9 protein-coding genes are annotated in these 12,225 nt (G+C 63.2%); 2 read left to right on the top strand and 7 right to left on the bottom strand.

Annotation, left to right across the window (positions count from 1 at the left end; translation table 11 throughout):
* Positions 1 to 124: 124 nt before the first annotated feature.
* Both AC3WG5_RS03885 and speB read right to left on the bottom strand, forming a co-directional pair.
* Positions 125 to 1,633 (bottom strand): aldehyde dehydrogenase family protein, encoded by a 1,509-nt coding sequence (locus AC3WG5_RS03885; protein WP_492567859.1) that lies wholly within the window; start codon positions 1,631 to 1,633, stop codon positions 125 to 127.
* 68 nt (positions 1,634 to 1,701) lie between these two features.
* Positions 1,702 to 2,682: an agmatinase gene (speB, locus tag AC3WG5_RS03880; protein ID WP_492567858.1), complete on the bottom strand. Its 981-nt coding sequence runs from the start codon at positions 2,680 to 2,682 to the stop codon at positions 1,702 to 1,704.
* A gap of 154 nt (positions 2,683 to 2,836) precedes the next feature.
* Here speB and AC3WG5_RS03875 point away from each other — a divergent pair, with 154 nt between their 5' ends.
* Positions 2,837 to 3,742 (top strand): LysR family transcriptional regulator, encoded by a 906-nt coding sequence (locus AC3WG5_RS03875; protein ID WP_492567857.1) that lies wholly within the window; start codon positions 2,837 to 2,839, stop codon positions 3,740 to 3,742.
* Positions 3,743 to 3,811: 69 nt separating this feature from the next.
* Here the strand turns inward: AC3WG5_RS03875 and AC3WG5_RS03870 are convergent, their stop codons facing one another.
* From AC3WG5_RS03870 to peaA, 5 genes are all read right to left on the bottom strand, one after another.
* A complete protein-coding gene (locus AC3WG5_RS03870) occupies positions 3,812 to 5,467 on the bottom strand; it encodes an acyl-CoA synthetase (RefSeq protein ID WP_492567856.1) in 1,656 nt (551 codons plus the stop codon).
* Between the two features lie 264 nt (positions 5,468 to 5,731).
* Positions 5,732 to 6,922, bottom strand: a complete 1,191-nt coding sequence (peaD, locus tag AC3WG5_RS03865; protein WP_492567855.1) for a quinohemoprotein amine dehydrogenase subunit beta — start codon at positions 6,920 to 6,922, stop codon at positions 5,732 to 5,734.
* Complete coding sequence (gene qhpC, locus AC3WG5_RS03860) at positions 6,883 to 7,206, bottom strand: quinohemoprotein amine dehydrogenase subunit gamma (RefSeq protein WP_014087284.1); 324 nt, start codon at positions 7,204 to 7,206, stop codon at positions 6,883 to 6,885. Before qhpC ends, peaD begins: the two co-directional genes overlap by 40 nt.
* Before the next feature lies 1 nt (position 7,207).
* Positions 7,208 to 8,638, bottom strand: coding sequence for a quinohemoprotein amine dehydrogenase maturation protein (gene peaB / locus AC3WG5_RS03855; RefSeq protein ID WP_014087283.1), 1,431 nt, complete (start codon positions 8,636 to 8,638; stop codon positions 7,208 to 7,210).
* A 72-nt stretch (positions 8,639 to 8,710) separates the two neighbouring features.
* Positions 8,711 to 10,294: a quinohemoprotein amine dehydrogenase subunit alpha gene (gene peaA / locus AC3WG5_RS03850; RefSeq protein ID WP_492567854.1), complete on the bottom strand. Its 1,584-nt coding sequence runs from the start codon at positions 10,292 to 10,294 to the stop codon at positions 8,711 to 8,713.
* A gap of 419 nt (positions 10,295 to 10,713) precedes the next feature.
* Between peaA and AC3WG5_RS03845 the strand changes: the two genes are divergently transcribed.
* Positions 10,714 to 12,207, top strand: a complete 1,494-nt coding sequence (locus AC3WG5_RS03845) for an aldehyde dehydrogenase family protein (RefSeq protein ID WP_492567853.1) — start codon at positions 10,714 to 10,716, stop codon at positions 12,205 to 12,207.
* Positions 12,208 to 12,225: the final 18 nt, after the last annotated feature.

Raw genomic sequence — 12,225 nt, 5'->3', positions numbered from 1 at the left:
ATTGCAACGAGGCAAGCCGTCGGCGATGGTCTGGCTGACCGGACAAACCCGGCCAGCATCAGCGCTGAAAATCCACTTCTCCCGGCGGCGTCATTGCGCCGCTCTTGTTGAAATCAAATCGTGCTCAGGGCAGCGTGATCCAGACGGCCTTGGTCTCCATCAGGTAATCCAGCTGTTCCGGGCCGAGGTCCTTGCCGAAGCCGGATTCCTTGAAGCCGCCGAACGGCATCGCCGGGTCGATGGTGCTGTGCGCGTTGACGTACACCGAACCGGCGGCGAGGCGCGGGATCAGGCTGTGCACGCGGCCCAGATCGTTGGAGTAGATCGCGGCCGCCAGCCCGAACGGCGAGTCGTTCGCCTGCGCCAGGGCATCCTCGATGTCGTCGAACGGCGTGGTGACCAGCACCGGGCCGAAGATTTCCTCGCGCACGATGCTCATATCACTGCGACAGTGCGCGAAGATGGTCGGCTCGACGAAATAACCCGGCCCTTCCAGGGCCTTGCCGCCGTGCACCAGCCGGGCGCCTTCGCGCTGCCCGGCCGCGATGTAGGACATCACCGTATCCTTCTGCTGCGCCGATACCAGCGGGCTGATGAAACAGTCCGGGTCGAGGCCGGGGGCGATTTTCAGGGTGCGGGTGTAGGCGACCAGTTCTTCCAGGAAGCGCTCGTAGACGCTCGAGTGCACGTAGGCGCGGGTGCCGGCATCGCACACCTGCCCCGAGTTGAAGAACACGCCGTTGGCCACGGCGCGCGCCGCGGCCGCGAGGTCGGCGTCGTCCAGCACCAGCACCGGCGACTTGCCGCCCAGTTCGAGCGTGACGCGCTTGAGCTGATCGACCGCGCTTCGGCCAACGTTGCGACCCACCGGGGTCGAGCCGGTGAAGGTCAGCTTGTTGATGCCGGGGTGCGTCGCCATCGCCGCGCCGACCACGCTGCCGCGCCCGGTCACGATATTCACCACGCCGTCCGGAATGCCGGCTTCCTGCACCAGCTCGGCGAAACGCAGCGTGGAGAGCGAGGTCAGCTCGGCCGGCTTGACCACGGTGGTGCAGCCCACGGCGAGCGCGGCGGCGAGCTTCCACGCCATGGTTTGCAGCGGGAAGTTCCACGGCACAATGGCGCCGACCACCCCGATCGGCTCCTTGCGGGTGTAGGCCAGGTAGTTGCCGGGCAAGGACGGCTCGACGGTGCGGCCATGCAGCTTGGAGGCCCAGCCGGCGAAGTAGCGGAAGGTGTCGATGGTGCCCTGGATGTCGACGTCGCGCGCCTGCGACACCGACTTGCCCATGTCGATCGCTTCCAGCTCGGCGAGCTCGGTGGCGTTGGCCTCGATCAGGTCAGCCAGGCGATGCAGCAGCCGTTCGCGTTCGAGCGGCTTGAGTCGGCGCCATTCGCCACCGTCGAACTGGCGGCGTGCCGCCGCCACCGCGCGGTCGAGGTCGGCGCTGGTGCCGGACGGCACGCGCGTGATCAGGCCTTCGGTCGACGGCTCGGTCACGGCGAAGGTCTGGCCGTCGCTGCTGTCCACCCACTGCCCGGCGATGAACATCTTCTGCGGTTTGGCGAGGAAGCGACGCGTCGCCTCCGACACGCCGTATCGTTCCAGGTACTGCGCAACACTGCTATCCATGAGGTTTCTCCTGTGTTTCTCCGCCCGCATCGTGGTGTCGGGCTTGGTCTGAATGGGTGTGTGGAGGCTTAGCGCCGCGCCTTGGCCTGGGCGCGTTCGTGGAAGATAAAGCCGATGCTGTTCAGCAGCAGTTGCGCCGCCAGGATCGAGGTCAGTCCGGCCGGATCGTAGGCTGGCGCCACCTCGACCAGGTCCATGCCGACGATGCCGCCCTGGCTGCGCTTAGAGAGCGCCTGGATGATTTCCAGCACCTCGTAGTACTGGAAGCCGCCGTGGCTCGGGGTGCCGGTGCCCGGCGCGATGGACGGGTCGAAGCCGTCGATGTCGATGGTGATGTAGTAGTGGGCCGCTTCCGGAATCTGCGCCAGCACACCCTCGGTGCCGAGGCGACGCACGTCGCGTACCGACAGGATGTTGGAGCCGGCGTCGCGTGCCGCGTCGTAGTCGGCACGGTTCGACGACGACACGTTGCGGATGCCCAGCTGGGTCATGCCGGCGATGTGATCCATCTCCGAGGCGCGGCGCAGCGGGTTGCCGTGGCCGTAGCGCACGCCGTGGCGTTCGTCGACGAAGTCGAGGTGGGCATCGAAATGGATGATGTGGATCGGGCCGCGGCCTTCGTAGGCCTTGATCACCGGGGCGTGGATCGAGTGGTCGCCGCCCAGCACCACCGGCATCGCGCCGGATTCGAGGATCTTGCGCACCGCGAACTCGATGTTGGCGTTGCTGCTGGCCATGTCGGTGTGGACGATGTCGGCATCGCCCACGTCCACCATGCGCACGTCCTCGCGGGTGAGGTACATCACGTCGTCTTCGTGGTCGTAGGCGCCGGCGTGGCCGAACGAAAACAGCGTCGACGCTTCGCGGATGCCGCGAGGACCGAAGCGGGCGCCCGAGCGCCACTGCGTGCCCATGTCGTTGGGCGCGCCAAGGATCGCCACGTCGGCGTCGATACGCTCCCAGTCGAGACAAACCGCCGATTTGGCGAAGGTGCAATGGCCCACGAACGGCAAGTTCAGGCGGCCCGTTTCATACCCGTTATTCTGCATTTCAACTTCTCCACATGGTCTGTGACAGTGAAGGCCGGACTTGAGTACGCCCTGCCTTTTGAGTGACTATGGAGAAAGAAACGGGCCGAAAAAATAAGGAAGATCAGATCTTCAAATCGGAATTTACGAAGTAATTCTCGGGGGGAGAAAAGCGGTGAACCAGCTCCAGGACGTTGACCTGAAACTGCTCAGGGTGTTCATGACAATCGTCAAGTGCGGCGGCTTTTCGGCCGCGCAGGCGGCCTTGAACAGCAGCCAGTCGACCATCAGCGAACAGATGAACAGCCTCGAAACCCGCCTTGGGGTCACGCTGTGCGAACGTGGCCGCGGCGGCTTTCGCCTGACGGAGCACGGCGTCGCCACCTACGAGGCCGCGCAGCGGCTGCTGTTGGCGGTGGAGTCGTTCTGCATGGACACCAATGCGCTGCAGCAGCGCATCTCCGGGCGGCTCTACCTGGGCATCATCGACAACACCATCTCCGACGCCGAGTCGCCCCTGCCCAAGACCTTGCGGCAGTTCGTGTCGCGCGGTCACGACGTACAACTCGACGTCTACATCGGCACCCCGGCCGAGCTGGAGGAGCGCGTGCTCGACGGGCGCCTGCACATCGCCATCGGACATTTTCCGCTGCGGGTTCCCGGCCTCTCCTACACACCGCTCTACGATGAGCCCGATGGCCTGTATTGCGGCCGTTACAGCCCGCTCTACGAGCAGCCGCCCAGCGAGGACGAGCTGTTCCGGCGCATCGGGGACAGCCACATCGTGGCCCGAGGCTATCTGCAGCAACGCGACCTGCAACTGCTCCGGGTCAGCAAGGCCACCGCCACCGTCGACAACGTCGAGGCCCAGGCCATCCTGATCCTGTCCGGCGCCTACGTCGGGTTTCTGCCGGTCCACTACGCGGCTCGCTGGGTCGAGAGTGGCGCGATGCGCCAGATCGACCCAGTCCGCTTCAGCTCGCAGTGGCCCTTTACCGCCATCACGCGGCGCGGCGCCTCGCAGCCAGCGGTGCTGCGGGTGTTCATCGACGAACTGACGGCCGTCGTCGGCAAGAGCTAGGCCGAACGGGGGCGGCTGTAATGCCTCCCCGCTCCTCCCGTCCCGCCCTGCACTGACGGCGCCGTCGGCTCAGCTTGCGCGGGTGCTTTGCGGCGACTTGTCGGCGTTGCCCTTGGCCACTTCCTGATTGCGCAGGATGAAACGCTGCAGCTTGCCGCTGGGTGTTTTCGGCAGTTCGGCGACGAACTCGATTTCCCGTGGGTAGGCGTGGGCGGCCAGCCGTTGCCGAACGTGCAGTTGCAATTCGGTGGCAAGCTCGGGCGTGGCCGCGCAGGTGCCGCCCAGCACCACAAACGCCTTGATCAACTCGGTGCGCTCGGCATCGGGCTTGCCGATCACCGCCGCTTCGATCACGGCCGGGTGCTCGATCAGGGCGCTTTCCACGTCGAAAGGCCCGACGCGGTAGCCCGAGGTGGTGATCACGTCGTCGGCCCGGCCGACGAAACTGATGCTGCCATCCGGGTTGGCTTCGACGGTGTCACCGCTCAGGTAGTAGTTGCCGACGAAGGCCGATGTTGGCATGTCCCGATAACCGCCAAACCAGTACAGCGGCGACTGCGCGCGATCGATCGCCAGGATGCCGGGCTGGCCCGCCGGCAGCTCGCGCTGCTCCTGGTCCAGCACCACCACGCGGTAGCCAGGCATGGCGAACCCTGCCGATCCCGGGTGCACCGGATGGCTCAAGGCATGGTGGTTGCCCACTACCATGCCGAGTTCGGTCTGGCCGTAGTGGTCGTGAATCGGTACGCCCAGGGTCTCGTCAAACCAGCGGATCACCTCCGGGTTGAGCGGCTCCCCGGCGCTGCTCACCACCCGCAAGATGCCGCGCAATGGCCGGGCCGCGGCCTCTCCGCCTGCAATCAGCAGACGGTAAGCCGTCGGCGATCCCGCCAGGTTGGTGATGCCCCGTTTGCGGATAATGCGGCAAGTGCTCTCGACCGAGAAAGGGCCGTCGTAAAACGTGGTCGGCAAGCCCATGGCCAGCGGGCCAGTCACGGCGTAGTAAAGCCCGTAAGCCCAGCCCGGGTCGGCCAAGTTCCAGAAGCGGTCCTGCCCCGTCAGCCCGATGGCGTCACGCATGTAGGTCACGAAAGCCACGATGGCCTTGAGCGGCACCTCGATCGGCTTGGCCAGACCGGTGGTGCCGGAGGTGAACATCAGCAGAAAGGGGTCGTCGCCACGTCGCAGCACCGGTTCAAACTCCGGCAATTGATTGAGCAATGCATTCCAGAAGTCGTTATCGCCTTGCTCACCTGCGCCGACCGTCAATACCAGGAGGCCGTCCTCCAGCGTATCGAGCTTGGCGCGGTTGGCGTCATTGGTCACCACCACGCGGGCGCTAGAGGTGCCGAGGCGATGCTCGATGGCTTTCGGGCCGAAGGCGGTAAACAGCGGCTGGTAGACGGCGCCCAGCCGCCAGCTCCCGAGGACGGTGATCAGCAGTTCCACCGTGCGCGGCAACAGGCCGGCGACGGTATCGCCGGGCCGTACGCCCTGTGCCTGTAGCCAGTTGGCAAAGCGGGCCGAGTATTCCTTGAGCTGGGAAAAGGTGTAGCTGGCGCTGCTGCCGTCGCTGCCTTCGTAGTACAGAGCGATGCGCCCGGTCCCGGCATAACGGTCACAACACTCGATGCAGGCGTTGATGGCCTCGAGATCGCCCGCCAACACCCGTCGAACGGTTTCCTGATAGTCAAACTGACTGACTGCGGCAGAGTAGTCCTGCATGATCCGTGTCCTTGCAAAAAAGCGTGCCCTACGCTCACGTCGAGAACGTGATCGCAGCTTGGGCAACGACGATGGCGGGGAAATTGGTCGAGCCGGACGGCTCGACCCAAAGTGGCGGCTGATCAGCCGGGAATCATGCGGAAGAATGGCGTGGCGGATAGAACATTACGGTCTCCTCTTTTTTATCCGGGCCCGTGGCGGACCTCCCGATCTCTTTCCGGGGTGAGAGGGATGGCGCGCCACCCTGCTCTCGCCTTGTGGAGATTAACGGGTAAATATCTGCGCCGTGGTAATCGCCATATCGCCGCCCGGCAGTTTAACGTTGCCGATTTTCTTCAGCGAATCGGCGTCGAAAATGGCGACATCGTTGAAGGTCCCGGATAAATAAAGCTTGTTGCCGGCCTTGTTGATCGTTAAGCAATAATAGGAATGATCGAGTGAGGCGCTTTGCAGTAGTTTCTTTTCCTTGATGTCATATTTCGCCAGGCGATTGAGCACGCCGTACATCAGGTTGGAGTCCTTGGGTGAGCGCGCCCCGGTGAAATACACCTCGGTAATCGGGGCGAAATCCACCAGCTCGGATTTGCCATTGGCAAGATTGATGTCGATAAAGCCGTAAACATTATCAGCCGTCTCCGGATTCATTTTCTCGTCCTTGAATCGCGCCGCCGTGTACAGCAGATTGAACGTATGCTGAGGGCGTTGCTGCGGCCAGACGTACAGCACATCCGGCGGGCTATACAGCGGACGGGTCCAGTTGCGCAGCGGGATGTTCACTTCGGTCTTGCCGCTGTGCGGGTCCATCTTGTAGACGTCGGCCCCCACCACGAACAGCGAGCCGTCGTCGGCCGCCTGCAGCATGGTGGTCTGGCGCGGCGCCGGGAAGCTGCGCTCCGGCTTGGCGTTCAGGCCAGCCGAGGTCGAATACACCTGCAGGCGTGGCGTCTCCACCACGTAATTGTCGAGATTCATCCGGGTAGGGTTGACGATGCTGTAGAGTTCCTTGCCATCCGGGCTCAGGCCGATGGAAAAGATCGCCCGGGCGCGCTCCGTCGGCTGCTGTGACAGGGTGGCATGGAACACCACGTTGCAGCTGTCGAGTTCCACCCCGTAGATGTCGCCGTAGTGATTATTCAGCACGTAGGCGCGGGTTTTGTCGGGACTGATCTGGATGGTTCCCGGACCAAAGGCATCCGGCAGGCGGCAGCTTTTATATAGGCTGTCGTTTTCCGCATCGATGATGTGCAGGTTGTTCGGGTAATTGGTGACGGCGAGATATTCGTGGCCTTTTTGCAGCGCCAAGTCACTGGCGGCCAGGGTCGGCTGCACACAGGTGCCGAACGCCATGGCCAAGCCGGCCAGCTTGAAAATCGTTTTAACGGACATAGCAAATCCCTCTTGTTCAACGTGGCCGGTTACTTGTCTTTGGGGAATACGGTGCCCAGATGGCGCCAATCTTCGCTGGAATTGTTTGCCGCCTTGTTCCAGTCGGGATAGGTGCTCATCATGTCCGGCACTTGTGCCGGCCACCAGCAGGGATCGGAGCAGCCGTACAGGTCGGACTCCATCGGCTGGCACAGCGACGACACCCCGCCAAACACGTCCACTTCCCAGCCCGGGTCGGTGGTGGCGGTACAGCCGGCGATCGAACTCATCGCCACCACCTCTTCCAGGCGGTCTTCCGCCGCAGCCTGTTCCAGTTGTTGTGCCTTGTGATTGATCGGCTTCAAATGTTTCATCTCAGTGTGCCTTCCGCGGTGTGATGTAGCTGCTGATGAAGGCCGGATTGCCGGCCATGATGCGGCTGTAGATTTCGATGCCGAAATCCACCCAGTCGCGCATCAGTTCGCAGTAGTGGTAGGTCGGATGGGTCGGGTCGCCGTAGCGGGCGTAGCTTTCGTGATAGCAACCGCCGGAACACAGGTTGCGGATGCGACAGCTCTCGCAGCCGGTGTTGCTGCGGTCCAGTCGCTGCGACAGAAAGTCGTTGAGGCGCGGCTGGTCCACCCCGGTATGCACGTTGCCGAAGGTGGGCAGGGTCGATCCGGTGAAGCGGTGGCACAGGTTCAATTCGCCCTTGTGATCCACTGCCAGCATCTTGAGCCCGGCGCCGCACGGCAAAGCCTTCTTGTGCCCCTCATGAATGTCGGTAATCAGCTGGTGCAGGTTGGAAAAGCCGATATTGCGGTGCTCGAGTGCGGCCTCCAGGTAGCGCCGACCGAGCGCCTTCATGTTGGCGAATACTTCGGCCAACTCGTCGGGGTTCAGGTTGAAGGTGTTGATGGTGCCGGACGTCACCGGCGCGAAACCCACTTCGGCAAAGCCGAGCTCGTTGAACAGGTGGTCCCAGATGCCTTCGACGTCGGTCACGCCGCTGGTGAGGGTCACGCGCGCGCCGACCGGCCGGCTGGTGTAGCGCGACAGCAGCATTTCCGCCTTGCGCCGTACCACGTCGTAGGTACCGGTTCCGCCCACGGTGAGACGGTTGCGATCATGAATTTTCTTCGGCCCGTCGATGCTGACCGACAGACCGAAGCGGTGCGCGTTGAGGTAGTCGACGATCTCTTCGGTGAGCAAGGTGGCGTTGGTGGTCATGACGAACTCCACCTGCTTGCCCAACTCGGCGAAGCGGGTTTCACAGTAATCCACCATGGTTTCGATCAGCTTGCGGTTGCTCAGCGGCTCGCCGCCGAAAAACACCACGGTATAGCGCGGCTCGTCCGGCGATTCCTGCAACAGCATCTCCACCGAGGCCTTGGCGGTTTCCACGTCCATGCGGCGGCCCGCCGACGGCGTGTCGAGATCTTCCTTGTAGCAGTAGGAACAACTCAGGTTGCAGCCGGTATTGACGTTCAACACCACTGTATTCAAGGCGGTGCGTTCGACCCGCTGCAGGGCGATCTCCGGCGTCAGCGGCGAGCCGTCGCTCACCACCTCGAGTGCCAGCAATTCCCGCAGCGTCTCGCTCACCTCCTCGCTGGCAAAGCGACCGGACAGGCGCTGCAGCAGCTCTTCGGTGGTACAACTACTAACGCGCAAGGCATCGACGATGCTGGCGGTCAGCTGGTCCGCGGCGAACAGCGAGCTGCTCGGGATGTGGAACAGCAGCCGCTCGGCATCGACCTGCACTTCATGCACGTTGCGTTCGACCAGGTTCAATAGGGTGCCCATGGCATCCTCCTCAATCCAATCCGAATGTATCGATTCCGAAGCCAGCCCCATGCTGGCTTCGCCTGGCATGGCTCAAGGGATGGGCGGGTTGTTCCAACGCTGCACCCCGACGATCATGTGGCCTTCGCCCTTCAGGGCGCGCCCGCTGTCGTCCACGGTGGCAATCACCTTGAGGTTGCCGGCGTTGTTGGTCGACATCTTGCGAGCCGGGTTGGGGCCGGCGTCGCCCGGGGTGAAGATGCCGCTGTCGGCTTGCATCTTGCCGGCGTATTTCACGTCCTGATCTTCCTCGGCGCGCTCGTCGAACGGGGCCACCGACCACTTGGCCGGCATCACGCCGACCCGGAAGGGCTTGCCGGACGCGTCCTGACTCCAGGCCTCGGCGTCGAAGCGCCCTTCCACCTTCGGCGTCGACCCGCCGTTGCCGCCGATACGGGATACCGAGAAGGCCGGCAGCACCTTGACTTCCTTGACCTGCTGGTAGACCGCCAGGCTGCCGCCTTTCAGCCTGCCGAGGCCGATGCTGCGCACGCCCACGGCGGCATCGGCGCTGGCCTTGACCTTGACGCGCACCTGCTCGGGGGTCTGCGACAGCACGGAGACGACCTGGATGCCGGGGCCGAAATCGGCCTTGCCCTGAAGGCCGGCGCCGACCAGGGTGAGCTCCGTCTCGCTGCCGGCTTTGACGAATTCGGGCTGGACTGCGAGCAGCTTGCCGCTGCCGGATTTGGCTGCACGGAAGTCGAGGCCGCGCTCGTCATGGGCCTCTTCGAACATGCGTCCCTGCATCTCGCCGTCCTTGGCCATCAGCACCTGGCGCATGGCGACGCCGCCGACCTTGACGCTGGCACGCCACTCGTAGCCGTTGTAAAGCAGCGCAGAGCCGTTGCCGCTGAAGGGCTGGCCGTTGGCATAGCGGCCTTGCACCGCCACCTTGAAGGTGTCCTTGCCGGCCGGGCTGACCGTCATGACGCCGAGCACGTCACCCTTGCTGGGCATGTGGCCGCTGAAGCTCCAGCGCCCCGCCAGGGCCGCCGGCTGCGGCTTGTGCCGTTGCCAGTCGGACCAGGCCTTGCTGTCCAGCGGGTACTCCTTGGCCAAAAGCGGCACCATCTCCTTGAGTGCGACCTGCAGCCAGTCGCGGTCGCGTGCCTGCGCCTGGTACTCGAGCGACGGCCATTGGCCCAGGTGGAAATGGACCAGGTGTTCCCATTCCTTCGCCGGGCGACGCTGCAGCGCCGGACGTGCGGCGGAGTGGCAGCGCGCGCACATCTGGTTGTACTGCTCGGAGCCGATGTGTTCGACCGTGTTGAGGCTGCGTTCCAGCGCGTAGCGGGCGGTTTCCGTCTCACTCGGCGCCAGCCCCTGCTTGTCAGCCAGATACTTGACCACGGTTCGGCGGTCTTCATCGCTGATGACCAGACCGTGCATGGTCTGCATGCGGGCGATGGTCATCAGCCAGCCTTCTGGGGTCTTGCGCTGATGACTGATACGGCTCCAGGAATTCTTTCCTTCGGCGGCATGGCAGGCGGCACAGCTCTGGCCGATGATGGTCTGGGCGTCGCGAGCATCCGCCGGGGCGGCGCAAAGCGCCAACGGTGCGGCGACACCCAGGATGTGCCAAGGCTTATAACGTCGGAACAAGTGGGTTAACAAGGTCGGACTCCTTTGTAGTATTTGATTTTGTAATCGCACACGCTATTCGATGAACGAATACGTCATGCCTGGAATGCGATTTAGCACATTCCGTGCCAAACATTAAATGCCAGGTCGGATCCCGTTTCTCTGCAGTTAAAATCGGCTTTTGGATTCGATAAGGCGGGCGTAGTGTCTTGTTTTGCGATCGACACTGTTTCAAATTGAGATTTGTTGCTGCGCAACATTTGTTTCCCGCTTCTGGAACGTTTTCATTTTATGTCTCGCCCTTTCTCAAATCGAGACACTCTTGCTATTCATTGCACTTCATTGACAGGCTCAACTCCAATAAAAACTGCGGCTCAGCTTATTTAAATCGCTCTGGTATGGAAACTGCTTTGAGGCCCTCACCCGTCACGCCACAACTGAGGATGCCAACAATGCAAGCTTCACTATCGTTACTGCCGCAAACCGTTACGTTTCTTGCGCGCAAGCCCAAGATGCTGATTGGCGATCGCTGGCTGGATGCCGCCAGCGGCGCCACCATGCCGGTACGAAACCCGGCCAACGGAGAGGTGCTGTGTGATGTGCCCATGGCGGCAGAGCCTGACGTCGATCTGGCCGTCAGCGCCGCGCGCCGTGCCTTCGACGATTCGGCCTGGAGCCGGATGCGTCCGCGCGAGCGCCAGAACCTGCTGTGGCGCCTTGCCGACTTGCTCGAACGCGATGCCGACATGCTGGCGGAGCTGGAATGCGTAAATAATGGCAAGAGCGCGCAAGTGGCCCGCATCATGGACGTCCAGCTGAGCATCGATTTTCTGCGCTATATGGCAGGCTGGGCGACCAAGATCGAAGGCTCGACGGTCGACGTCTCGATTCCGCTGATGCCGGACAGCCATTTCCACAGCTTTGTACGGCGCGAGGCGGTCGGCGTGGTCGGCGCCATCGTGGCATGGAACTTCCCCTTGCTGCTGGCCTGCTGGAAGCTGGGTCCCGCACTGGCCACCGGCTGCAGCGTGGTGCTCAAGCCGGCTGACGAAACGCCGCTGTCCGCACTCAAGCTGGGTGAGCTGGTGCTGGAAGCGGGCTACCCGGCGGGTGTGTTCAACGTTGTTACCGGTACCGGTGTGACCGCCGGTGCGGCGCTGTCGCACCACCCGGAGGTGGACAAGCTCACCTTCACCGGCTCGACCGAGGTCGGCAAGCTGATCGGCAAGGCGGCCATGGAGTCGATGACGCGCGTCACGCTCGAACTGGGCGGCAAGTCGCCGACCATCGTGCTGGACGACGCCGATCCGCATGTGGCGGCAGCGGGCGCGGCCACGGCGATCTTCTTCAACCACGGCCAGGTGTGCTGCGCTGGTTCGCGCCTCTACGTGCACCGCAAGCATTTCGATAATGTGGTCGGGGAAATTGCCTCCATCGCCAACGGCATGAAGCTCGGCAATGGTCTGGACCCGAGCGTGCAGATGGGGCCGTTGATCTCGGCCAAGCAGCAGCAGCGCGTATTCGGCTACATCGAGCGCGGCCGCGAACTCGGTGCCCATATCGCCTGCGGTGGCGAACAATTCGGTCCGGGCTATTTCGTCAAACCGACGGTGCTGGTGGACGTGGCGCAGAAAGGCCCGCTGGTGCAGGAGGAAATCTTCGGCCCGGTGCTGGTGGCGATGCCGTTCGATGATATCGACGAGGTCATTCGCCTCGCCAACGACAGCCGCTATGGCCTGGGCGCCAGCATCTGGACCAACAACCTGTCGGCGGCGCACCGCATGATTCCTCGCATCAAGTCGGGTTCGGTCTGGGTGAACTGCCACAGCGCACTCGACCCGGCCATGCCGTTTGGCGGTTACAAGCTGTCCGGAGTCGGGCGTGAGATGGGGGCCGCCGCCATCGAGCACTACACCGAAGTGAAGTCGGTGGTGATGAATATCTAAGTGAGTCGATACTGGCGC

It is taken from the genome of Pseudogulbenkiania sp. FW507-F1 (genome assembly GCF_058781125.1).
Note: the sequence above shows the minus strand (reverse complement) of the source record. Positions and strands in the feature narration are given on the sequence as shown.

Excerpts from the sequence above, each read along its gene's own strand:
- AC3WG5_RS03885 (WP_492567859.1), bottom strand. The coding sequence starts at position 1,633 with ATGGATAGCAGTGTTGCGCAGTACCTGGAACGATACGGCGTGTCGGAG.
- speB (WP_492567858.1), bottom strand. The coding sequence starts at position 2,682 with ATGCAGAATAACGGGTATGAAACGGGCCGCCTGAACTTGCCGTTCGTG.
- AC3WG5_RS03870 (WP_492567856.1), bottom strand. The coding sequence starts at position 5,467 with ATGCAGGACTACTCTGCCGCAGTCAGTCAGTTTGACTATCAGGAAACC.
- qhpC (WP_014087284.1), bottom strand. The coding sequence starts at position 7,206 with ATGAAACATTTGAAGCCGATCAATCACAAGGCACAACAACTGGAACAG.
- peaB (WP_014087283.1), bottom strand. The coding sequence starts at position 8,638 with ATGGGCACCCTATTGAACCTGGTCGAACGCAACGTGCATGAAGTGCAG.
- AC3WG5_RS03845 (WP_492567853.1), top strand. The coding sequence starts at position 10,714 with ATGCAAGCTTCACTATCGTTACTGCCGCAAACCGTTACGTTTCTTGCG.